Origin of the sequence: Mesorhizobium sp. WSM4311 (assembly GCF_002295115.1) — a bacterium.
Lineage (GTDB): Bacteria > Pseudomonadota > Alphaproteobacteria > Rhizobiales > Rhizobiaceae > Mesorhizobium.
Genome location: NZ_NSFV01000005.1, coordinates 519,550 through 541,438, shown reverse-complemented (window position 1 = coordinate 541,438; position 21,889 = coordinate 519,550). Strand labels below are relative to the sequence as shown.

Annotated in this window: 22 protein-coding genes, 1 tRNA gene and 2 pseudogenes; 10 read left to right on the top strand and 15 right to left on the bottom strand. The window is 62.7% G+C overall.

Translation table 11 applies throughout. From position 1 onward, the window contains the following. Positions 1 to 6 precede the first annotated feature (6 nt). Both CK226_RS16805 and msrB read left to right on the top strand, forming a co-directional pair. Positions 7 to 564, top strand: coding sequence for a fasciclin domain-containing protein (locus CK226_RS16805; RefSeq protein WP_095792540.1), 558 nt, complete (start codon positions 7 to 9; stop codon positions 562 to 564). 208 nt (positions 565 to 772) lie between these two features. Further along, positions 773 to 1,276, top strand: coding sequence for a peptide-methionine (R)-S-oxide reductase MsrB (msrB, locus tag CK226_RS16800; protein ID WP_095773270.1), 504 nt, complete (start codon positions 773 to 775; stop codon positions 1,274 to 1,276). A gap of 174 nt (positions 1,277 to 1,450) precedes the next feature. On the opposite strand, the gene CK226_RS16795 is transcribed toward msrB, so the two are convergent. Continuing rightward, positions 1,451 to 3,046, bottom strand: a complete 1,596-nt coding sequence (locus CK226_RS16795) for a DHA2 family efflux MFS transporter permease subunit (protein ID WP_095788502.1) — start codon at positions 3,044 to 3,046, stop codon at positions 1,451 to 1,453. 72 nt (positions 3,047 to 3,118) lie between these two features. Further along, positions 3,119 to 4,306, bottom strand: coding sequence for an HlyD family secretion protein (locus CK226_RS16790; protein WP_095792484.1), 1,188 nt, complete (start codon positions 4,304 to 4,306; stop codon positions 3,119 to 3,121). Between the two features lie 128 nt (positions 4,307 to 4,434). Here CK226_RS16790 and CK226_RS16785 point away from each other — a divergent pair, with 128 nt between their 5' ends. Next, positions 4,435 to 5,208: a TetR/AcrR family transcriptional regulator gene (locus tag CK226_RS16785; protein WP_095792483.1), complete on the top strand. Its 774-nt coding sequence runs from the start codon at positions 4,435 to 4,437 to the stop codon at positions 5,206 to 5,208. A 58-nt stretch (positions 5,209 to 5,266) separates the two neighbouring features. Here the strand turns inward: CK226_RS16785 and yihA are convergent, their stop codons facing one another. The 6 genes from yihA to rpmH form a co-directional block, all read right to left on the bottom strand. Next, the gene (gene yihA / locus CK226_RS16780) at positions 5,267 to 5,926 is read right to left on the bottom strand and encodes a ribosome biogenesis GTP-binding protein YihA/YsxC (protein WP_019862432.1); all 660 of its coding nucleotides are present in this window, start codon (positions 5,924 to 5,926) and stop codon (positions 5,267 to 5,269) included. Continuing rightward, a complete protein-coding gene (locus CK226_RS16775) occupies positions 5,923 to 6,561 on the bottom strand; it encodes a CatB-related O-acetyltransferase (protein WP_095792482.1) in 639 nt (212 codons plus the stop codon). The genes yihA and CK226_RS16775 overlap by 4 nt, the downstream gene beginning before the upstream one ends. 399 nt (positions 6,562 to 6,960) lie before the next feature. Next, on the bottom strand, positions 6,961 to 7,521 hold the full coding sequence (locus tag CK226_RS16770) for a fasciclin domain-containing protein (protein WP_095773275.1): 561 nt from the start codon (positions 7,519 to 7,521) through the stop codon (positions 6,961 to 6,963). Between the two features lie 166 nt (positions 7,522 to 7,687). Continuing rightward, the gene (gene yidC, locus CK226_RS16765; RefSeq protein WP_095788504.1) at positions 7,688 to 9,499 is read right to left on the bottom strand and encodes a membrane protein insertase YidC; all 1,812 of its coding nucleotides are present in this window, start codon (positions 9,497 to 9,499) and stop codon (positions 7,688 to 7,690) included. 14 nt (positions 9,500 to 9,513) lie between these two features. Continuing rightward, on the bottom strand, positions 9,514 to 9,867 hold the full coding sequence (gene rnpA / locus CK226_RS16760; protein ID WP_027040889.1) for a ribonuclease P protein component: 354 nt from the start codon (positions 9,865 to 9,867) through the stop codon (positions 9,514 to 9,516). Positions 9,868 to 9,881: 14 nt separating this feature from the next. After that, positions 9,882 to 10,016, bottom strand: a complete 135-nt coding sequence (gene rpmH / locus CK226_RS16755; protein ID WP_008833937.1) for a 50S ribosomal protein L34 — start codon at positions 10,014 to 10,016, stop codon at positions 9,882 to 9,884. 280 nt (positions 10,017 to 10,296) lie between these two features. Between rpmH and CK226_RS16750 the strand changes: the two genes are divergently transcribed. Further along, positions 10,297 to 11,784 carry a HAMP domain-containing sensor histidine kinase gene (locus CK226_RS16750; RefSeq protein ID WP_095792481.1) on the top strand — a complete coding sequence of 496 codons (1,488 nt, stop codon included), beginning with the start codon at positions 10,297 to 10,299 and terminating at the stop codon, positions 11,782 to 11,784. A 277-nt stretch (positions 11,785 to 12,061) separates the two neighbouring features. Then, positions 12,062 to 12,138: transfer RNA gene (locus tag CK226_RS16745), tRNA-Arg, on the top strand. A gap of 108 nt (positions 12,139 to 12,246) precedes the next feature. On the opposite strand, the gene CK226_RS16740 is transcribed toward CK226_RS16745, so the two are convergent. Further along, the gene (locus CK226_RS16740) at positions 12,247 to 13,794 is read right to left on the bottom strand and encodes a winged helix-turn-helix domain-containing tetratricopeptide repeat protein (protein WP_095792480.1); all 1,548 of its coding nucleotides are present in this window, start codon (positions 13,792 to 13,794) and stop codon (positions 12,247 to 12,249) included. Positions 13,795 to 13,902: 108 nt separating this feature from the next. Here CK226_RS16740 and CK226_RS16735 point away from each other — a divergent pair, with 108 nt between their 5' ends. Continuing rightward, positions 13,903 to 14,364 (top strand): cupin domain-containing protein, encoded by a 462-nt coding sequence (locus CK226_RS16735; RefSeq protein WP_095788677.1) that lies wholly within the window; start codon positions 13,903 to 13,905, stop codon positions 14,362 to 14,364. Positions 14,365 to 14,408: 44 nt separating this feature from the next. Here the strand turns inward: CK226_RS16735 and CK226_RS16730 are convergent, their stop codons facing one another. Continuing rightward, complete coding sequence (locus tag CK226_RS16730; RefSeq protein WP_095792479.1) at positions 14,409 to 15,314, bottom strand: LysR substrate-binding domain-containing protein; 906 nt, start codon at positions 15,312 to 15,314, stop codon at positions 14,409 to 14,411. Positions 15,315 to 15,426: 112 nt separating this feature from the next. On the opposite strand from CK226_RS16730, the gene CK226_RS16725 reads away from it, so the two are divergent. Then, complete coding sequence (locus CK226_RS16725; RefSeq protein ID WP_095792478.1) at positions 15,427 to 16,818, top strand: FAD-binding oxidoreductase; 1,392 nt, start codon at positions 15,427 to 15,429, stop codon at positions 16,816 to 16,818. A gap of 3 nt (positions 16,819 to 16,821) precedes the next feature. Next, a complete protein-coding gene (locus CK226_RS16720; protein WP_245437765.1) occupies positions 16,822 to 18,018 on the top strand; it encodes an MFS transporter in 1,197 nt (398 codons plus the stop codon). 36 nt (positions 18,019 to 18,054) lie between these two features. Here CK226_RS16720 and CK226_RS16715 read toward each other — a convergent pair whose 3' ends face one another. From CK226_RS16715 to CK226_RS16695, 4 genes are all read right to left on the bottom strand, one after another. Beyond that, the gene (locus CK226_RS16715) at positions 18,055 to 18,345 is read right to left on the bottom strand and encodes a helix-turn-helix transcriptional regulator (protein WP_095773281.1); all 291 of its coding nucleotides are present in this window, start codon (positions 18,343 to 18,345) and stop codon (positions 18,055 to 18,057) included. A 111-nt stretch (positions 18,346 to 18,456) separates the two neighbouring features. After that, a complete protein-coding gene (locus tag CK226_RS35545; RefSeq protein ID WP_095773282.1) occupies positions 18,457 to 18,720 on the bottom strand; it encodes a hypothetical protein in 264 nt (87 codons plus the stop codon). Between the two features lie 594 nt (positions 18,721 to 19,314). Then, a complete protein-coding gene (locus CK226_RS16700; protein WP_095792476.1) occupies positions 19,315 to 20,160 on the bottom strand; it encodes a DUF3313 domain-containing protein in 846 nt (281 codons plus the stop codon). 216 nt (positions 20,161 to 20,376) lie between these two features. Beyond that, positions 20,377 to 21,006, bottom strand: a complete 630-nt coding sequence (locus CK226_RS16695; protein WP_179301066.1) for an isoprenylcysteine carboxylmethyltransferase family protein — start codon at positions 21,004 to 21,006, stop codon at positions 20,377 to 20,379. A gap of 109 nt (positions 21,007 to 21,115) precedes the next feature. On the opposite strand from CK226_RS16695, the pseudogene CK226_RS35540 reads away from it, so the two are divergent. Then, positions 21,116 to 21,214: pseudogene (locus tag CK226_RS35540) on the top strand (IS1 family transposase); the annotation flags it as partial. A gap of 94 nt (positions 21,215 to 21,308) precedes the next feature. Next, positions 21,309 to 21,578, top strand: a complete 270-nt coding sequence (locus CK226_RS16690; RefSeq protein ID WP_095773285.1) for a hypothetical protein — start codon at positions 21,309 to 21,311, stop codon at positions 21,576 to 21,578. A gap of 174 nt (positions 21,579 to 21,752) precedes the next feature. Here the strand turns inward: CK226_RS16690 and CK226_RS16685 are convergent. Continuing rightward, positions 21,753 to 21,854: pseudogene (locus CK226_RS16685) on the bottom strand (DNA-binding response regulator); the annotation flags it as partial. Positions 21,855 to 21,889: the final 35 nt, after the last annotated feature.

The following is a 21,889-nucleotide window of genomic DNA, read 5'->3' as shown; positions in this document are numbered from 1 at the left end:
AACATCATGCGTAGATACGCCACCCTTTTGCTTGCCGGTACGATCGCTATTTCCGCTCTTACCACCGCGGCCTATGCCGAAAACCCGATGGTTGGCGGCGCCGCCATGTATGCCCAGAAGAACATCGTCGAGAATGCCGTGAATTCGAAGGATCACACCACGCTGGTCGCCGCCGTCAAGGCCGCCGGCCTGGTCGACACTCTGCAGGGCGCCGGTCCGTTCACCGTCTTCGCGCCGACCAACGAGGCCTTCGCGGCACTGCCGGCCGGCACGGTCGACACGCTGCTCAAGCCCGAGAACAAGGACAAGCTGACCAAGGTCCTGACCTGCCATGTCATCGGCGCCAAGGCGATGGCGGCGGATGTGGCCTCGATGGCCAAGGCTGACGGCGGCACGCACAAGGTCAAGACGGTCGGCGGCTGCGAGCTGTCGCTGAAGGCCGAGGGCGGCAAGGTCACCGTCACCGACGAGAACGGCAATGTCGCCAATGTGACGATCGCCGATGTCGAGCAGTCCAACGGCGTCATCCACGTCATCGACAAGGTTCTTTTGCCGAAGATGTAACAAGGGGCTTGCCGCGTACGAACCTGCGGCAAGAGCTCTCCGCCGATTGCGTCATCCCGCTCCCGTGATCCGCAATCGACGCGCACGCTCCGCGCCGCGCATGGTCAACCATGGAACGGCGCGGAGTGTCGTTTGGGGCAACCGTCACCGGCTTTTGATTTTGGCGTGGCGGTATAGTTTGGCAAAAGGACAACCGGAGGAACTGGTCATGAACCGTCGCGACTTTCTTTTGAGCGGGGCCGCCGCCATTGGCGTCGTCGGAGCCGCCGCGACCATGCTGCGCATGGGCACTCCGCAGCCCGCGCTGGCGGCCGAGAAGTTCGAGATCACCAAGACGGACGACGAGTGGAAAGCCATATTGTCGCCCGCCGCTTTCGACGTGCTGCGCAAGCAAGGCACGGAATATCCGGGCACCAGCCCGCTGCTCAACGAGCACCGCAAGGGCATTTTCGCCTGCGCAGGCTGCGACCTGCCGGTCTACCCCTCTGAGACGAAATTCGATTCCGGCACCGGCTGGCCGAGCTTCTGGCAGGAGATCGCCAACGGCATCGGCAAGACCGAGGACAGGTCGCTCGGCATGACCCGCACCGAAGTGCATTGCCGCCGCTGCGGCGGTCATCTCGGCCATGTCTTCGACGACGGTCCGGCGCCGACCGGCCTGCGCCACTGCATCAACGGCGTGGCGCTGACCTTCAAGCCTGCCACGGCCTGACGAGTTAGACCGGAAACGAAAACTCCGGGTCTTGCGGCCCGGAGTTTTTTTGCGCGGTCAGAGCTTTTCGGGCGTGGACTGGAGGAACTTCCCGAAACCGCTGCCCACGTGTTGGTTATTCTGTTTTGGCGCAATTCCTGACGGAAAACCGCTTCACACTTTTCCTGGAATTGCTTAGTGCCCGCCGCCCCCACCTCCACTGGGCGCGGCCGGCTTGTTGATCAGCATGGTGAACAGGCCGAGCGTCGCGAACAGCACCGTCAGCATGTAGAACACGTCCATGAAGGACAGCAGCGCCGCCTGCTGATGGACCATGCCCGACAGCTTGGAGATCGCCGCACCGGCCGCGTCGAGGCCTGATGTCTGCTCGAAGTTCAGCGTCATGTTCTGCAGCTTGGTCTGCGCGGCGGCACTGCCCCACTGCACATGCTCGGCCAGCCTCGCATAGTGGAAGGCGTTGCGGTCGATCAGCACGGTGTTGATGAGGGCAAGGCCCACGGCACCGCCGAGGTTGCGGGTGAGGTTGAACAGGCCGGACGCGTTCTTCAGCCGGTCGGGCGGCAAGGTGCCGAGCGCGATGTTGTTGATCGGCACCATGCACAGCATCATCGAACAGCCGCGCAGGATCTGCGGGATGAGCAACTCGTAGAAATCCCAGTCGGCGGTCAGATGCGTCATCCACCAGGTGCCGGTGGCGAAGCCGAAGAAGCCGATCATCATCATCAGCCGCAAATCCATCTTACTCGACAGGATGCCCGAGATCGGCGCGGTGACGAACATCGCCAGGCCGCTGACGAACAGCGCCTCGCCGATCATCATCGAATCATAGCCGCGGATACGGCCGAGGAAGACCGGATAGAGATAGGTCAGGCCGTAGAGGCCGATGCCGATGACGAAGGAAAACAGCGAGCCGAAGGCAAAGTTGACGTTGCTGAAGGCCCTGAGATCGACGATCGGCTCCTCGGCGGTGAAGACACGCCAGAAGAAGATCACCGCGCCGACGCTCATGACGATGGCGCAGATGAACACACCCTGGTCCTGCAGCCAGTCATTGTTCGGACCCTCTTCCAGCACATATTCCATGCAGCCGAGGAAGGCCGCCATGCCGGCGAGGCCCCACCAGTCGAACTTGTTGAACAGCTTGAGATTGGGCTTGTCGAAATCGATCAGCGACCAGGCGGCGGTCGCCACCAGGATGCCGGGTACGACATTGACCAGGAACAGCCAGTGCCATGAAAAGGCGTGACTGATATAGCCGCCGACGGTCGGGCCGATGGTCGGCGCCAGCGTCGCCACCAGACCGATCATCGGCGAGACGACGGCGCGCTTGGAGGGCGGAAAGATGGTAAAGGCCGCGGCAAAGACGCTCGGGATCATGCCGCCGCCGATGAAGCCTTGCACGGCGCGGTAGACAATCATCTGGTCGATGTTGGTGGCGGTCGCGGCAAGCGCGCTGGCCGCGGTGAAGCCGGCAGCGGCGATGGTGAACAGCACGCGCGTCGACAGCATCCGGCTGAGGAAGCCCGACAACGGGATCATGACCACCTCGGCGATCAGATAGGCCGTCTGCACCCACGGAATTTCGTCGGAGCTGGCGCTGAGGCCCGCCTGGATTTCGGCCAGCGAAGCCGACACGATCTGGATGTCCAGGATCGCCATGAACATGCCGAAGACCATCGCCAGGAAGGCGATGACGCGGCGTGTGGAAATGGTGTCAGGGACCGCCGGCCTTGCCGGCGGCGCTCCTGCGGTGATGGTTGCGGTTGCCATTTCATGGGCCTCCTTGAGGCAGGCCGGGCGGCCCAGCGCTTCATCAGCCGCCGAGCCGCCCTCCGAAAGCGCTTAGTTGGTCGTCGCGGCAGGTGCGGTGCGGCTGTCGACGTTGACGACAACGCTCAAGCCAGCACGCAGCTTGCCGGCCTTCAGGGCATCGGCCGGCACGTCGATGCGGACCGGGACGCGCTGCACAACCTTGGTGAAGTTGCCGGTGGCGTTTTCCGGCGGCAGCAGCGAGAAGACCGCGCCCGAGGCCGGAGCGAGCGACGAGACGGTTCCCTGGATGGGATGGCCGTCTATGGCGTCGACCGAGATGTTGACCTTTTCGCCGGGAACCAGGCGGGCAAGCTGCGTCTCCTTGAAGTTGGCGACGATGTAGAGCTTGTCCAACGGCACGACGACGGCGAGCTTCTGGCCAGGGCTGACGAGGTCGCCCTGCTCGACGGAACGGTTGCCGACGACGCCGTCATAAGGCGCCTTGAGCACGGTGAAGGACAGGTCGCGCGCGGCCTTGTCGTGGCTGAGCTGCAGCGAAGCGAGCGTGCTCGCGGACTCGGCGCGCTGCGCCTCGAACACGCCGATATTGGCCTGCGCGGCGGCGATCTGCGCATCGGCGCCAACCAGCGCTGCATCGGCCTGGTCGAGCGCGGTCTGCGCGTCGTCCAGTTGCGCCTGCGTACCGACATGGGTCTTGACCAGCTGTGCGGCGCGCTGCTGGGCACGCGCGGCGTTGTCGGCAGCGGCCCGGTCGGCGACCTTCTGCGCCTGGGCCTGTTGCAGGGACGCCTGTGCTGCCTTGGTCTGCGCGTCGATGCGGTCGAGCGTCTTGGCCAGCGTGGCGATCTGCGCCTCGGTCTGGGCGACGGCGATCTTGTAGTCGCCATCGTCGATCGTCAGCAGCGGGTCGCCGGCCTTGACCAGCTGGTTCTCGCTGACCTTGACCTGGTCGACATAGCCGGAGATCTTGGGCGAAACGAACGCCATGTCGGCCTGGACATAGGCATCGTCGGTCGAGATCATGAAACGGCCCGTGGTCCAGTAGTCATAGCCGTACCATGCGCCGCCGCTCAGGAGGGCAAGGCCGATGATCGGCAGCAGGAAGGAGCGCACCGAGCGCTTCTTCTTGGCCGGAGCTTCAGCCGCCGGCGGCGGTGCCACCGGCAGGACGGGAATTTCCGGTGCTTCCGTCGCCGGAGCGACCTTGGCGTTGGGGAAAGGGCGGACTTCGGCAGTGCTGGGCGCGTTCGAGGACATGACATCTCTCTAAAGTAATAATACTGAACCGTTCGGTTCGATCCGGCCGTTGACATAGCGTGAAAAGAGGACCATATCAAGAGGCAATCGAACCGGTTGGTTCGAATTATTTTCGAGGTGTGACTTTTATGGCCGAGACAACGCCCGACGTCGAAAACGACAAATGCGGCGATCTGCTGGAGAGCCTGCGCCGTGGCAGGCCGGCGGCCGGACAGGACCCGGTCAAGCGCAGCCAGATCATCGATGGCGCCCGCCGTGTCTTCATAGACAAGGGCTTCGAGGCCGCCTCGATGAACGACATCACGCGCGAAGCGGGCGTGTCGAAGGGCACCATCTATGTCTACTTCGCCAACAAGGAAGAGCTGTTCGAGGCGCTGATCGAAGAAGAGCGCGGCACCATCTTCAAGAACATGTACGACATGCTCGACCGCGCCGACGATCTGCGCCAGACGCTGGTGAAGTTCGGCACGGTGCTGTCGATGAAGATCACCTCGGCCAAGGTCATCCAGGCGCAGCGCACGGTGATCGGCGCCTCCGACAGGATCCCCGACATGGGCGCGCGGTTCTACGAACGCGGCCCCAAACGCGGCCATGACAAGGTGGTGGAGTTTCTCAATGCCGCCATCGAACGCGGCCTGCTCAAGATCGACGATGTCGATCTTGCCGCCTACCAGTTCACCGAACTGTGCCTGGCCGGCCTCTTCCGGCAGTGCATCTTCGCCTACCGCACCAAGGCTCCGAGCGACGAAGAGATCGACCACATCGTCAGGTCGGGCGTCGGCATGTTCCTGAAGAACTACGGCACCGAACGGCTCGCCGAGGAAGAAAGCCACCAGATGATAGCGCTGGAGGCAAAGGCCCAGAGCGTTTCACCGTTTCATGGAAACGGCGAACCGCTCTAACTCACTGTTTTGACGCAATTCCCAAGGGAAAACCGCTCGCACTTTTCCTGGAATTGCCCTAGCCGCCATTAGCGGCAAGCACGATCGCGGCCTGCAATTCCTCCAGCCCCTCGCCCTTTTCCGATGACGTCGCCAGGACGAACGGAAACGCCGCCGGCCGTTTCTTGATCTTTTGCAGCGTCTCCTCGATCAGCCGCGGTACGCCGGCGACCTTGATCTTGTCGGTCTTGGTCAGCACGATCTGGTAGGACACCGCCGCCTTGTCGAGCAGCGACAGCACCTCGTCGTCCTTGGCCTTGATGCCGTGGCGGGCATCGATCAGCACATAGACCCGCTTCAGCGTCACCCGGCCCTTGAGATAGTCGAAGACCAACTTGGTCCACTCGTCGACCTTCTCCTTGGGCGCGGTGGCGTAGCCGTAGCCCGGCATGTCGACCAGTGCCATCGGCGGCAGGTCGGCGCCCTCGCCCGAAAATCCGTCCGGCACGAAATAATTCAATTCCTGCGTGCGCCCCGGCGTGTTGGAGGTGCGCGCCAGCCCTTTCTGGTTGACCAGCGCGTTGATCAGCGACGATTTGCCGACATTGGAGCGGCCGGCAAAGGCGATTTCCGGCGGCCCTTCCGGCGGCAGGAACTTCATGGCCGGCACGCCGCGGATGAAGATCCACCCGCGCGTGAACAGGTCGGTGGTGATCACAGTGCTGTTCAGAGCGTTCAAGCTGCTGCCTCCAGAAGAGAGATGTTGGCGCCCCTGATGGCATCGAGGTTGCGGCCGATCTTGTCCACCGGCCAATGCCACCATGCCAGTGCCAGCAAACGCCTGATCGTCCTGTCGTCGAAACGCATCTTCACCACCTTGGCGGCATTGCCGGCGACAATGGCATAGGGCGGCACATCGTGCGTCACAACCGATTTGGCGGCGATGATGGCGCCATGGCCGATTTCCACGCCGGGCAGGATAACCGCCTCCATGCCGATCCAGACATCGCTGCCGACCACCGTGTCGCCGCGCACCTCCTTCGACCATGTCGCCGGGTCAAAACCCTGTTCCCAGCCATGGCCGAAAATGTTGAACGGATAGGTGGAAAAGCCGGACATTGCGTGGTTGGCGCCGTTCATGATGAAGCGCGCGCCTTCGGCGATGGCGCAGAACTTGCCGATGATGAGCTTGTCGCCGATGAAGGGATAGTGGTGCAGCACGCATTTCTGCGCGAATTTGTCCGGTCCGTCCGGGTCGTCATAATAGGTGAAGTCGCCGATCTCGATGTTCGGCTCCGTCACCAGCGGCTTCAGGAAGCCGACGCGCGTGTGCATCGGGATCGGGTGCTTGATGTGGGGGTTGGGTCCGTCCATGTCGGTTCGTCCGGGAATTGGCAGACAGGCGCGTCCGCTGCCGGAGGCGCCTGGTCAAAATAACGTGATCCGCCCTATAGCACCAATCGGCCGGGGAGCGAGTCTTCCGTGCGTGCCAGGCTCATGTGTTGCCGCTCTTGCTGCGCAAGCCAGGCACGCCGGCCAAGCTCGACCATCGTGCCGTGATGGAATGATGCGCCGGAAACGGTTGATGTTCGATCGCTGAAGACCAGCGTCTTCAAGGTACGCAAAAAGAAACCGGGGCCCTGTGAGTGACTACAGGACCCCGGCCTCGCCGATTACGACTTCCCCAAGAAACTTGGCACCTCGTCATGAGGCGGGGATGGCAGGCCAAGAAAGCCCCAACGACCTGCCACTGCCCCCTTTCGCCGGAAGCCGCTACTTCGGCAACAGCACCTTGTTGACGACATGGATGACGCCGTTCGACTGGTTGACGTCGGCGATGGTCACCTTCGCCTCGCCGCCGGACTCGTCCACGATGTAGAGCTTGCCCTTCTTGACCTCGGCGGTCAGCGTGTCGCCGGAGACGGTCTTCATCTCGTATTTGCCGCCCATCGCCTTGGCTTGCTTCATCATCTCGGCGCCTGAAATCTTGCCGGCCACGACATGCGCGGTCAGCACCTTGGTCAGCTTGTCCTTGCTCTCGGGCTTGAGCAGCGTATCGACCGTGCCGGCCGGAAGTGCCGCGAAGGCCTCATTGGTCGGCGCGAAGACGGTGAACGGGCCGGCGCCCTGCAGCGTGTCGACCAGGCCGGCGGCCTTGACGGCGGCGACGAGCGTGGTGTGGTCCTTCGAATTGACGGCGTTCTCGACGATGTTCTTGGTGGTGTACATCGGCGCCCCGCCGACAACAGGGTTCTTGGCGTAGGCGGGGGCGGCAATCGCCACGCCGGCGACGAGAGCGGAAACGGCGATGATCCTGAACGACGGCAAGCGCATATAGTCTTCCTCCGGGTGAGGGCTGATCGGAATTGATAGCCTTTGGAAATGCACACGCAGTCACGCTCCGCGACCGCTTGCAGTTTCGCCGATCACGGGAACGTGAACGAATGTCCGCCCAAAGAAAAAGCCCGGACGAACCGGGCTTTTAGAGAGAGGGGAGCTTTTATTCCGCCGGCGACGGTTTCTTTTTGAACAGTGCCATCAGATTGTCCCATAGCTCGATCTTGGCGCCCTGGCGCTTCATGATCACACCCTGCTGGAGGATCGACAGCGTGTTGTTCCAGGCCCAGTAGATGACGAGGCCGGCCGGGAAGCCCGCCATCATGAAGGTGAAGATAACAGGCATCCAGGTGAAGATCGCGGCCTGCGTCGGATCCGGCGGCGTCGGGTTCATGCGCATCTGCAGGAACATGGTGACGCCCATGATCAGCGGCCAAACACCGATCATCAGCATGTGCGGCAGCGTGACCGGGACCAGGCCGAACAGGTTGAAGATCGACGTCGGGTCGGGCGCCGCCAGATCCTGGATCCAGCCGAAGAACGGCGCATGGCGCATCTCGATGGTGATGTAGAGCACCTTGTAGAGCGAGAAGAAGACCGGGATCTGCAGCGCCACCGGCCAGCAACCGGCAAGCGGATTGATCTTCTCGGTCTTGTACAGCTCCATCATCGCCTGCTGCTGCTTCATCTTGTCGTCCGCGTATTTCTCGCGGATCTCCAGCATCTTGGGCTGCACCTTCTTCATGTTCGCCATCGACGCGTAGGACTTGTTGGCGAGCGGAAAGAAGATGGCCTTGACGATGACGGTGGTGGCGAGGATCGCCAGGCCGAAATTGCCGAGGAATTTGTAGAGCGTGTCGATCAGCCAGAACATCGGCTTGGTGATGAAGTGGAACCAACCCCAGTCGATCAGAAGGTCGAACCGCTTGATGTGGCGCTCTTCGGCATAGGCGTTGATCTTGGCGACTTCCTTGGCGCCGGCGAAGACCTCGGTCTCGACGGTCGCCGACTGGCCGGCCTCGACATTGATCGCGTCGGTCAGGAAGTCGGACTGATAACGGTGGCGGCCATCCTCGAAATAGGCATAGCGCGGCTGGAACGGCTGCTTCTCTGTCGGCACAAGCGTGACGGCCCAATATTTGTCGGTGATGCCGAGCCAGCCGTCGCTCGACTTGCCCGGCTGGTACTGCTTGTCCTTCTCGATGGACGCGTATTTGTGTTCCTGCAGGCCTTCGGTGCCGGTGAAGCCGATCAGGCCCTCATGCAGAACATAGGTGCTGGCGACGGCAGGCTTGTCGTAGCGGGTGACGCGGCCGTAGTTGAACAGCGAAACCGCGCTGGTGCCGGAATTCTGCACCGTGTCGGTGACCGTGAACATGTAGTTGGCGTCGACGGAGAAGGTGCGCTTGAAGGTCAGGCCCTTGTCATTGGTGTAGGTGAGCGTCACCGGCGTCGACGGGCTCAGCGTCGGATTGCCGTCGACATTCCACACCGTTTCGGCACCCGGCACCATGCCGGTCTTGTCGTTGCCGACGAAGCCGATCTCGGCGAAATAGCCGGTAGGCAGCGCCTGCGGGTTGAGCAGTTCGATCTCGGGCGAATTCTTGTCGACGGTCTCGGTGTAGTGCTTGAGCTTGAGGTCGTCGAGGCGGGCGCCGGTCAGGTTGATCGAGCCCTCGAGGCTCGGCGTGTCGATCTTGACGCGCTTGGAAGCGGCCAGCGCCTGATCGCGGCCGGCCGCGGTGACGGTGTCACCGCCGGGCGCGTTGGGAATGGTGCCCGGCGCCGGAGCCGGTGTTCCAGCACCCGGATTGGCGGCCTCGGCCGCCTTCTTCTGCTCTTCCACCCGCTGCTGCTCGATCTTGGCGGCCTCGCGCTGCTGCTCGACGCGCGGGTTCATGTAGAAAACCTGCCACAAAGTCAGGATCAGCACCGACAGCGCGATGGTGATGAAGAAGTTCCGGTTGTTTTCCATCGAGAGCCCTTGGCCTATCGTGTTCCGCGAAGTCGGCGGGAGAGTTCGGCCTTCAACTGGCCGAAGGGGGCGCGCAGCGCATCATCGCGCCCGACGATGACATAATCATTGCCGGGCACCATGTCATCTGCGGCATGGACGCGGACGGCCTCTTTAAGCCGCCGCCTGACGCGGTTGCGCACAACAGCGTTGCCGACCTTCTTGGTGACGGTGTAGCCGACGCGCGGCACCCCGCCATCGCCGCGGTCGAGGACCTCGACGAGGAAAAACCGTCCGCGTCGCTTTTCACCACGACGGACGGCCAGGAATTCCGCGCGTTTCAGAAGCCGCTTGGGATTTTGCCCCACTGGCTTGCCGGTTGCGGGCAACGATATCGTCTCGCTTAGGCGCTGAGCCGCTTGCGGCCGCGGTTGCGGCGAGCTGCGACGACGCCACGACCACCCTTGGTGGCCATGCGGGCACGGAAACCGTGCCGGCGTTTGCGGACGAGTTTGGACGGTTGGTAGGTACGCTTCATTTGTTTTAATACCGCGGGGTGCGGCCCTTCTTGATTCTGTCACTCTGTAACAGGAGCTTTGCCGGGCCGGCTTTGGCGCGATCGAAACCGCGCCGGGACGAATGGCCCGAGCGTGAGCGGGCTTATAGAAAGAAGGGTTTTGGAAGTCAATCCGGCGCCGGTGCGGCGTGGACGCAGGCTTCATGACGGTAATTTAATGTTCCGGCCAAAGGATGAAATTGGCAAAAATGCCGTAATCGCCTAATCTTGGCCGATCAAGTGATTGTGAAGACAGGAACGCATGAGCGAAACCAGCCAAGCGGGGGAAGGGAACGGAACGGCGCCCGCCGCCGTCCGCACGGTACCCCTGTCGCGCGGCCTGTCGACGAAACTGCTGCTGCTGACGATCGTTTTTGTGCTTCTGGCCGAAGTGCTCATCTTCCTGCCCTGGATCGCCAGCTACCGGCTGAGCTGGCTCAAGGAGCGGCTGAGCACGGCGGCGGCCGTGTCGATCGTGCTGGTGCAGGGCGAGTCGACTTCGCTGTCGCGCACGGCGCAGAATGACGTGCTGATGGCGATCGGCGCCAAGGCGATCGCGGTGCGCGACGGCGGCGTCTCGCGGCTTCTGGTGGTGGCGGACATGCCGCCGCAGGTCGACGAGCATATCGACCTCGCCAGCGTCGGCATGATCAAGGGCATGACCGGCGCGCTCGATACGCTGTTCTTCGGCGGCGACCGGATGCTGCGCGTCTTCGGTCCGGTCGGCGACAGCGACAAGGAATTCGAGCTGATCATGCCGGACTACTCGCTGCGCAAGGCCATGCTCATCTATTCGCGCAACGTCGCCTTCGTCTCGCTGCTGATCTCGCTGTTCACCGCCATGCTGGTCTATGCCGCGATCGACCTGATCATGATCGGGCCGATCCGCACCATGACGCGCTCGATGCTGTCCTTCTCCGAAGCGCCCGACGATCCCGGCCGCATCATCCGTCCCGCCGCCCGCTCCGATGAGATCGGCGTCGCCGAACGCGAGCTGTCGCAGATGCAGGAGCGGCTGCAGAAGATGCTTTCGGAGCAGAAACACCTTGCCGATCTCGGCCTGGCGGTGTCGAAGATCAACCACGACATGCGCAACATCCTGGCCTCGGCGCAGCTGATATCGGACCGCCTGCGCCAGGTCAGGGACCCAACCGTGCAGGCCTTCGCGCCGAAGCTCTTGCGCGCGCTGGACCGGGCCGTCTCCTATTCGGAAGGCGTGCTGCACTATGGCCGCACGCAGGAGCCGCCGCCTTCGCGCCGCCGGGTGCGGCTGCGCCAGCTGGTCGAGGACGTGCACGGCCTGCTCGACATCGAGGAAGGCATCGAGTTCATCAACGCCGTCGAGGCGGCTTTCGAGGTGGACGCCGATTCCGACCAGCTGTTCAGGGTGCTCACCAATCTGTGCCGCAACTCGGTGCAGGCGATGGCGGCCGACACGGAGAGCGCCGTGGTGCGGCGGCTCGCCGTATCGGCCGAGCGCATGGGCAGCGTCAGCCGCATCGCCGTCACCGATACCGGCCCCGGCCTGCCGCCGAAGGCGCGCGAAAACCTGTTCGCGGCGTTCCGCGGCTCGGCGCGCAGCGGCGGCACCGGCCTTGGCCTGGCGATCGCCCACGAACTGATCCGGGCGCATGGCGGCACGGTGGAGCTGGTCGAATCGATCGGCGGGCGCACCACTTTCGCCGTCACCATTCCCGACCAGCCGGTGCGGCTCGATCAGGCCCGCGGCAGCCTGCGCCGCCCGGCGTGACGGCCTCGGCGCTGTTTTCCCGAGGCTTCTGCCCTTCGAGCCTGACGCTTTCGATGAGCTTCGCCCGAGACTTTTCCCCTCTCTGCCTGAGCGAGACCGGCTTCGCGGCAGCTTCAAAGCCCTGGGATCGGGGCCGTCGTCACCGGATGACACGCCCACGACAAAACTTTTGCCGGATCGGCTTGCTTTTCCCAAATTCAGTCGTTAGGGAACTGCACACATTCGCGGCCGGTCCTTGGGATCGGATCGCGGGGCCGTTGAAAACATGGCCTGATGCGCGCCCGTAGCTCAGCTGGATAGAGCACCAGACTACGAATCTGGGGGTCAGGAGTTCGAATCTCTTCGGGCGCGCCATTTCATCCACTGCCACCGCGCGACGCCACAATTTCCCGCCGATAGCCGCCGGAACCTCACCCGAGCCGAGATCGGGAAATGGCGGAAGGCGAAAAGCGCAGCAGCACGCTACTCCGGGAGCCCGGCGGTCCGCAGCGCATCGCCAAGAGTTGCCGCAAGCGCCGGGGCACAATTCACCCCGGCGAACTGGCGGCCATAGCGGAATGCTGGATGCAGTTCGAGCACCCTCGCGGCGGCTGCCTTTGCTTCTTCCAGCCGTCCGAGTTTCACGAGTGCCGCGGCCAATTGCACATAAGTGATGCTGTGCGCGGGATTGGCCTGAACTGACCTGTAGGCCGCACGGCAGGATTCCTCATAGCGGCCGCGCAGCAGATGGCTCATCGCCTGTGCGTCGAACGCGGCGAAGGTCCATGGATCGAACGGGCTGAGCCGCATGCCGCGCTCGCTCCATTCGATGGCCCGTTCGGCGTCGCCGGCCCACCCGAGAATGACGCTGCCAAGGATGTAGGTCAGTGCCGACGATGGACTGATGGCGAGTGCGGCTTCCAGCGCGGTGAAAGCAGCGCCGCGGTCGTGCCCATCCATGCCAATGGAAAACCCCGCGAGCGTCAGCGCCGCCGCATCGTCCTGTCCGTGCAGAATCGCGGAACGGGCGTGGCGGATCGAAGCGGCACGGTTGGCTTCCTGCAAGCCGGCGCGGAGGAAGAGGCAATGGTGGCACATCGCCGCGCTGCCGTGCGCCAACGCGTAGGCGGGATCGAGTTCGATCGCACGTTCGAGCAACACAAGCGCTCGCGTGATCTGCTCAGGCATGCCGGAATCGACATCGAGCTGGGCCCGGAGCACGAGATCGTAGGCATCGAGACTGTCGGGACGCTTGCGCTTCACCCTGTCGATTTCGGCACGCCGTATGCTTGGTGCAATTGCGCCAACGGCCGACAGCGCGATCTCATCCTGAAGCGCGAAGATATCGTCGGAGCTGCGGTCGTAGCGTTCGGCCCACACATGAGCGCCGGTCGATGCATCGATCATCTGGCCGGTCACACGCACGTTGCAGCCCGCCTTTCGCACGCTGCCTTCGAGCACATAGCGCACGCCAAGTTCGCGACCGACCTGCTTCACATCCACGGCACGACCCTTGTAGGCGAAGGTCGAGTTTCGCGCGATGACGAACAGCCACTTAATGCGTGCGAGGCCCGTGATGATGTCGTCGACCATCCCTTCGGCGAAGTAGTTCTGCTCTGGATCGCCGCTCAGGTTCGAGAACGGCAGAACCGCGACGGATGGCTTGTCGGGCAATGTCAGTGCCGACCCGGCAGGGGCAGGATCATTGGCCGCAACGGCCGGTCCGACATAGCGATAGCCGCGCCGCGGCAACGTTTCGATCCAGCTCTCCGCATCCGCCTCCTGCGCCAGCACCCGGCGCAAGGCTGCGATCTGAACCGTCAGATTGTTGTCGGCAACCGCCAATCCGCCCCAGCCGGCCTCGACCAGCGCGTCCTTTGACACCGGTACGCCCGCGTTTTCGAGCAGTTGGCGCAGCAGCGCGACGGCGCGCCGCCCAAGCATGGTCGGCTCGGTCCCTCGGTAGAGAATGCCCGCCGCCGGGTCGAGGCGGAACGGGCCGAACCGGTAGATGTCGCCTCCGATTGTCATTCAACGCTTTTAGCAGATTTTTAGGAACGGATTCACGACTTCCCGGCACGGAGCACCGATCTTACGCACGTGCCTGCAGAAGTCAGCACATGGTCGATGGAGGATCACATGAGCGCCGATGCCGTCATTCGCATGCCCGATGAGAAGAACGGAGTCATGCTGCGTGGTCATCCTATGGTCTTCCTCGTCACCGGCGAACATACCAAGCACACGAGCATGTTCGACTGGACGATCCCGGCGGGGTTCGCCACCGGGCGGCATGTTCACCGGGTGCAGGAGGAGACCTTCTACCTGCTTGAGGGCGAGTGTGAGTGGCATGTCGGCGACAAAACGATCCGCGCAACGCCCGGAACCTATCTGTTCATCCCGCCATGCGTGCCACACAACATCACGAATGTCAGCGAGAAACCGGCCCGCGTGCTGATGACAGTCTCTCCGCCCGGGCATGAGCACTATTTCGAAGAACTCGCGAAACTCGCTGCGCAGGGTGCGCCGGACCCAAAGGCGCTCGCCGATCTGCGAAACCGCTATGACACGGATCAGCTCTCGACTTTGACGACAAGACCGTGAGATCGATCAGGGCCGCAACGTCGCCAGTCGCCGGTTTTCCGTCTTCAACTGAGCGCCCTCAGCCACATCGAGAAGGCCGCGAGGGCCGGCATCCGCGGACTGTGGGCCATGGAGACGAGATAAAATCCGTAGCCGGGCAGGGAGAGCGGATGCGCCTTCACCAGCAGTCCGTTTCTCAATTCATTGCTCACGACCACGTCACTGCAGATCGCAACGCCCTGTCCGCCGACAACGGCATCGATCGCATGGAGCTCCTCGCGGAAACTCAGGTCCCAGACCTTTTCGAGGGGGGTGAAATCGGGATCGATCGACCGTGCAACCGCCAGCCATTGCCGCCAGGTCGGCGCTTCCGGATCGCGGTTCATCCAGTCATAGTGGATCAAAGGAAGACGCAGGAGATCCGCAGCCCGCGTGATCGGGCCATGGCGCTCCAGCAGATGTGGGCTGCAAACGGGAATGTATACGTCCCGAAACACCTCGTGTGCCACAAAATCGAGCGGCGGCTTTCGCGCATAGCGGATTGCGACGTCCGCGGCGCCCGCCCTCAGATCGAGGACAGTGTCCGTGCCGATGATCTCCAAAGGGACGGCGGGGTTTGCTTCACGCCATTTCGGCAGTTGCGGAACCAGCCATTTGCTGGCGAACGCGTTCGGGCTCGTCACGCGCAGCGGCGCTTGTACATCCTCTTCGATCAATAGCGCCACCGCCGAGGCCAACGCGTCGAAGCCATTGCGCAAGGCCGGATAGAGACGAGCGCCCGCGCTCGTTAGGAGCAACGGCCGCGGGCGGCGTTGGAACAGCTTGACACCGCAGGCCTCTTCCAACTGTCGGATCTGGTGGCTGATTGCCGTCGGCGTCACGCCGAGCTCCTTCGCGGCGGTCCCGAAGCTGTGATGCCGGGCTGCGGCCTCGAAGGCATGGAGCGCGCGAAGCGGTGGAAGCTTCCTCATTCCATCAGCGTAGATGAGATTTTCTCATCCAGCACCTGAATTCTTCGATTTTGAAATGGTTTGGCACTCCATGAGATGATGGCATGGGCATTTGCGGCGAGGAGCAGATCGGATGGAGCAGCGACAGCCATATGACGGCCTGATAGGCAAATCGCGCCCCGGACCTCGGCCCACCCCACGGCCACGGCTCAAGGGCAATGTGATCCTCGAGGGGAACGCCGGTTACGACGAGGCGCGTAAGGTCTGGAATGGCGCCATCGATAAAAAGCCGGCCATGATTGCCTACTGCGCCGATGCCCAGGATGTGGTTGAGGCTGTGACGTTCGCGAGATCCAGCGCGCTCCCGGTAGCCGTCCGCAGCGGAGGCCACAATGTCGCTGGCCTCTCGGTCTGTGACGGCGGCATGGTCATCGACCTGTCGCGGATGAAACGCATCGATGTCGATCCGGTCCGTCGAACCGCGCGCGCGGAGGCCGGCCTCGATCTGGGCGAATTCGATCGTGCCACGCAGGCGCACGGACTGGCGACCACCATGGGCGTCAACAGCGATACCGGTATCGCCGGGCTCACGCTTGGCGGCGGCTTCGGCAAGCTCGGGCGAAAATACGGGCTGACCTGCGACAATCTGATTGCCGCCGAAGTGGTGACCGCCGAGGGACAGATCCTGAGGGCCAGCGCGACCGAACACCCGGACCTGTTTTGGGGCTTGAGGGGCGGCGGCGGCAATTTTGGCATCGTGACGGCGTTTGAATACCAGTTGCATGCGCTCGGCACTTCACTGCTTGTCGCGTCGGCGCTTCATCCTTACGATCAGGCGCGTGGCGCCATGCAGTTCTATGATGAATTCGCCCGAAACGCTGCCGATGAGGTAAACGTCGATGCAGCTCTCGTAACGCTGCCGTCGGGCGACCGGTTCTTCAGCATCGCCGGCAGCTATGTCGGTTCGCAACATGACGGCGAGCTTGCCCTTTCACCGATCGTCAAGTTCGGCTCGCCCGTCGAGACACGCCTGGCAACTGTCCCTTATCTTGAGATTCAGTCGGGCGGCGATGCCCTGTTTCCGCGCGGCCGCCGCTACTATTGGAAGGCGCAATTCCTGCGCCAGATCAGCATAGGCGCGATTGATGCGCTGCTCGACGCCTATGCGCGAGCTCCCAACACCTCGTCTTTGCTGGTTTTCCAGCACGTCGGCGGGGCAATCGCACGGGTTCCGATAGCGGATTCACCCTACGCCAATCGCGATGCGGCCTTCGACTGCTTTCCGATCGCGATCTGGAACGATCCGGCCGATGACGACGCGAACATGGGTTGGGCGCGCGAGCTGTGGAGCGCCCTCAGGCCCTATTCGACCGGCGGTGTCTATGCCAACAATCTCGGTGACGAGGGCGAGGACCGGGTGCGTGACGCCTATGGTGAAAATTACGCACGCCTTGTCGCGCTCAAGGACAAATACGATCCGACCAATTTCTTCCGTCTCAACCAGAATATCAAGCCGACGGCATAGTCTATGGCATTGGGCGAAATCCAGGTGCGAAGCCGCTGGACGATTCTTGCTGTCCTGTTCGTCGCTCGTGCCGCCATCGCTTTTCAGTTTCAGAGCGTCGCGGCCGTCGCGCCACAGCTCAGCCAGGCTCTCGGCGCGAGCCTGGCCGATATCGGTGTTCTGATCGGACTCTATTTTGCGCCGGGCGCCATGCTGGCCTTGCCTGGCGGCGCGATCGGCCGCCGCTATGGCGACAAGGTGACGGTCCTCGCCGGACTGGTGATGATGCTGGCCGGCGAACTGCTGATGACCGCGTCACCGTCATGGAGCGCGCAGATCGCGGGCCGACTGACGGCGGGCATCGGCGGTGTTCTCCTGAATGTTCTGATGACCAAGATGGTCGCGGACTGGTTTGCCGGTCGGGAAATCGCCACCGCGATGGCCGTTTTCATCAACTCGTGGCCGGCTGGCATCGCAATCTCGCTGATGCTGTTGCCAGCAATCGGAGCGACATTCGGGCTCCATGCCGTCAACCTTGCCGTCGCGGGGTTGATCCTGATCGGTCTCTGCCTCGTGACTTTGGTCTATCGCGCGCCAGATGCGCCCGTCGCGGTCAAAGCAGAGCGCGGCAACCTGACCGCCGGCACGGTCTGCGCGGTGATTGCCGCCGGCTTGATCTGGTGCCTCTACAATATCGGCTTTGCGATGATCTTCAGTTTCGGGCCGTCGATGCTTGTCGAGCGAGGCTGGTCCAGTGCGGCCGCCGGACCAACCATCAGTATCGTGCTCTGGCTCGCCGTGCTTTCGGTTCCGTTCGGCGGCTTCCTCGCCGATCGGACCAAACGCGGAGAGACCATCGTCGTCACAGGCTGCATTGCCTTCGCGCTACTGACACTTCTCCTGTCGCGAAGCGGCGCCGTGCTTCCCATCGTCGTCGCTCTTGGAATCTTCTGCGGCTTGCCGGCTGGTGCGATCATGAGCCTGCCCGCGCGCGTGCTCGAGCAGAAAACGCGGCCGATCGGAATGGGATTATTCTACACGGTCTACTACGCCGGCATGCTGGCCGGACCGGCGATCGGAGGAAAGCTCTCCACATCGGTCGGCTCCGCGAGCGCCGCGCTCGACTTCGGCGCCGTCGCGCTCCTGGTTTGCCCGGTCATCCTGTGGCTCTTTCGTCGTATCGTTGCCGGCCGGTATCGGCCGGCCGCTTCACCGACTTGAGCGCGAGGCGGAGGTCACGCAAGGTCTGCGCTCCGGCTATTGTCGGTCGTAAAGTCCACAGGCCGCGATAAGGCGCACCAACTCCGCCTGTCGCCGCGTCTCCGTCTTTTCGGATAGGTGCTGCAGCTGGGTGCGGGCCGTGCCCGGGCTGATTTCAAGCTCATCCGCGACCACCTGAAGCCCTTCGCCCCGTGCGATCACCATGGCCGCGGCGGCTGCGGCCGCGGTCAGCCGACAGAGATTGCTCAACTGGTCCTGCGCGGTCTGCGGCGCGCTGTCCGGATCGGCCACGAACACGATCGCGGCGGGGATCGCAGGCCGGACCATTCACTGTTTGAGGGACCAGAGCGCTTGGAATGCGCTTCCGCAGGGCGTGAACCGCAAGGTCGCGTCATAGCTGGTCCTAACCGTACACGAAAGGCCGCCTAGCTCCCGCGCCTAAGGCACTGCGCCGGACAACATTAGAACGATGCCGACCGCTATCATTAGCAGCCCTGGCCAGTTGCGCGAGAAGCCGAGAAACCCGAGCCCACGCCGGCGCGGCTCAAGAGTTGGGCCAGGCGTTGCCAGCCTTGAGGCCGACCGGTCGGCTGGAGTGCCGTGCGGTGCCAAATTGCTGAGCCGACCGTATGAGAGTGCCGCGCCTGCCATGTAGACAATGCCAGCGATGATGAGTAACGCACCGATGAGGATGACAGTCAATTTTCGTCCTCCTCTCTTTAGCTTTCCAAGCCTGGCCCCGCAAATGAATGAAACGATCGTGACGGCTGACAGTTCCGGCAGGAGTGCCCAATCGGCTTGGACGTGTCGGGCCCGATGAAGGTGAGCGACCGTATGAGGCCGGCGCTTTCGCCACCTACGCAGGACCGGAGGTCAGTGCCGCGGGGAAACTCAGCGTTCTGGCTCCAATCGGCCAAACAACTGCTCGGCGACCAGCATAAGGACCTTGCCCACCATCGCGATGCCGGAAATTTGGCTGACGATTTGGGCGGCTCGCGGTCGCGTTCGCAGCAAAGATTGTGACGAACTGAGACGGTTCAGAGCGGCCTCTTGGGACCCATAGACCTGCCAGTGACCATTGATTGACCATGGCCTCCGCGACAGTCCTGAAGCGAAGTCCTTTTGGAATATCTTAGCCAATCGAGCCTAAACCGACGTCTGATTACGGCCCCTCAATAACCGCTGAGGACGAGGCCGCAACCGGGTGGTGAGCAGATTCTGTCGCGCGGCACGGTGTCTGCGCGGCTACGGTCGAGACCCGTAATGGCCGATTCTCGCGACATGTGCTCTCCGTCGCTAGTGGGAGACTACAGCGCCCTTGTCGGTCCAGGTGGGCGGCAAGCCAAATCGGGCGGCGACGAGCCCCGAAATGCCGGGAGCCCTCCCGAACGCCTTGCAGGCGTCGTATTTCGGATTGCCGCCCAGCGAAGCGCGCAGTCTTTGCATGGATGGTATCGCCGGCATTCCCTTGAATGGGTCCTTGCCCGTGACCACCATGCGGGCGAAGTCCGCGGCGAAGGCCGAAGAGAGGGCGTACGCATCCCCGACAGCGGACACCCGAGGCTTTGTCGTGATCATGTTGGCACCGCGCGACCAGAGCATGGCTGCCCTTTGCGAGCCTTCCTTGTCGATCGCCTCGGCCTCGATCGCCAGGCCGCCGAGGCCGATCGGAAGGCGCGGGATTGGAACCCCGAGCCCCGCCGCCGCGCCGCCGAGCGACGCAACGACTGAACCCGCCGCTGCCGTACGGTTCGTCGCAACGATGTTGGTGACCGTCGCTTGGACGGTGAGGTCCGCCGGCTGGCTCGCGGACACGACCTTGAAGCGGTCGGCAAGGTCGGTGCAGAGTGCCCGGTCGATCGCGTTGGTCACCAGCGTCAGGTCGTTGGTATCAAAGCCACGGCTGCCGACCTGCGTAGAGGTCGGTACGATGCGCACCGTCTGCGCGGCGAGCACCGGTGCCGAATCCACGCGCAATTTTGCATGCGTGAGGGTGCCGCCCGATGGGCGCATTCCGGCGGAGGAATCGAGGGACGTGCCCTCCGGCAAGGGCACATTTGTGCAGGCGGACAACCATGAGAACAGGGCCACGCTGAGCGCTGCCCGCGGCCGCATTTCAAGTCGCCGAAGCTTAACGATCATTGTCAAAATCGCCTGAACCGGGGATCATGGGTTCAGGCTTTACCGGCCCCAGCGTTAATGGCGGTAAAGGCAGTGTAAAGTTCGGTAAAACTTGCCATCAGCCTCGATCTTTAGCCGGCGCATACATCGCCGGCTGCCGGGGAAGCGCCAGCGTGATCGCGCGGCCCTGCAACCGCACGCAGGTTCGAAACCGTCTCAACGGGCGGGCAGCCGCTATCAAAAAAGGGGCAACATAGGCTTGAGGAGTCTTGCAAATCGCAACGTCTCGATGAGTTCGGACGCGGGGATTGCCAGGAGAAAGCAAGAACTGTCGATTGCAGTACGCTTCAGCGCAGCTGGGTTGAACGTCATGGGCAGCTGATCTGCGGCGTCGCCGGCGCTTCGTCCGAGGCGGGGGAAGAAGGCGGGAACCTCGCGGCAATATTCCCGGTAAGCATTGCCGAAAAGCCCGTGCAGGGCAATCGATTCGCGGGCGCAGACATAAGCGAAGACCAGATACCCGAACAAAAAATAGAAGGCCGCGATAGCGATTGACCCAAAAGTCAGGCCGATGCCGGCAAGCCCCAGGGAAGAAAAGAAGTACAGCGGGTTGCGGGTGTATCGATAAGGGCCGTTCGTAATGAGGTCCCGATTCTTGTGTCCGCCTATATACAGCGATGCCCAGCACCGCCCGGCGATACATAGGAGGATAAAGGCGCAACCCATGAATTCCATGCCTTGGCGAGGACGGCTCTCCGGCGGCCAAGCGCTCTGCGACAACAGGATTGGCATCAAAAGCAATGGGACGGCCAGCCAGAGGAACCGCATCCTCTTGCCCTGCTGGAACACCGCATCGGTCGCCGACATCAGTCCGTTCTCTCGCATTTGAAGAACCGGGATCACGGTCCAGCTTTAGCGATGCCGGCGTTAATGGCCGTAAAGGCAGTGTAAAGTTGGGTAAAACTTGGGTAGTGGGTCAGTGTATTACAACTTCGTCCGCATCCATAAGACGCTGCGCGTTCCCCCAGCTATGGCCGCTGGCGTCACTGACAGGCTTTCGGAAATTGGTGATATGTCGCGCTCGTTGAAGCTAAGGAAGCCGAGAAACCGACGGTGCGCGGGCCCTACAAAGCACAGGCGCGCCAACCTCTCAGCGTTGGAGGCGCTTAATGATTTCTGCGGGTAGCATAGTGACCGTCATTGGTGCGCCTGAGGACCTTAAGGATGATCTTCCGGGCGATTACATGCGCACCAAAGAACTTTTCCTCGGATGTGTCGGGCGAAAATTTGAGGTTATCAGCGTCACGAATGATTCGGGGACACACTTGCTGGAGTTGGAGGTCGGTGAGGTCTTTGGAGAACCCGCCTACATGCATTCGATCTGGATCGAGGAGAAATATGTGTCGGCGGTCAACCCGCCAACGCATGAGGCTGAGTAGGCCGCCTGCCATGGTGCTTGTAATTCAAACTGACCCACTACCAAAACTTGCGATCAGCCTCGATCGTTCGCCGGGCCGCTCGTCGCCGGCCGCCGGGGAATCTCCAGCATGATGGCCAGGCCGCCGACATCCGGTAGCGACGCGTATACCCGCCCGCCATGGCACTCGATCGCCGCCGTCCGTGCCTGTCGCGACGTCATACCCTTCTTCGACCAGGTATTCCTGCAGCAGCGTCGTCAACTCGACATCGTCGTCGATGAGGAGGACCTTGTTCATTGCACTCCGTCCGTCATTCACGCCGGTCACCCATA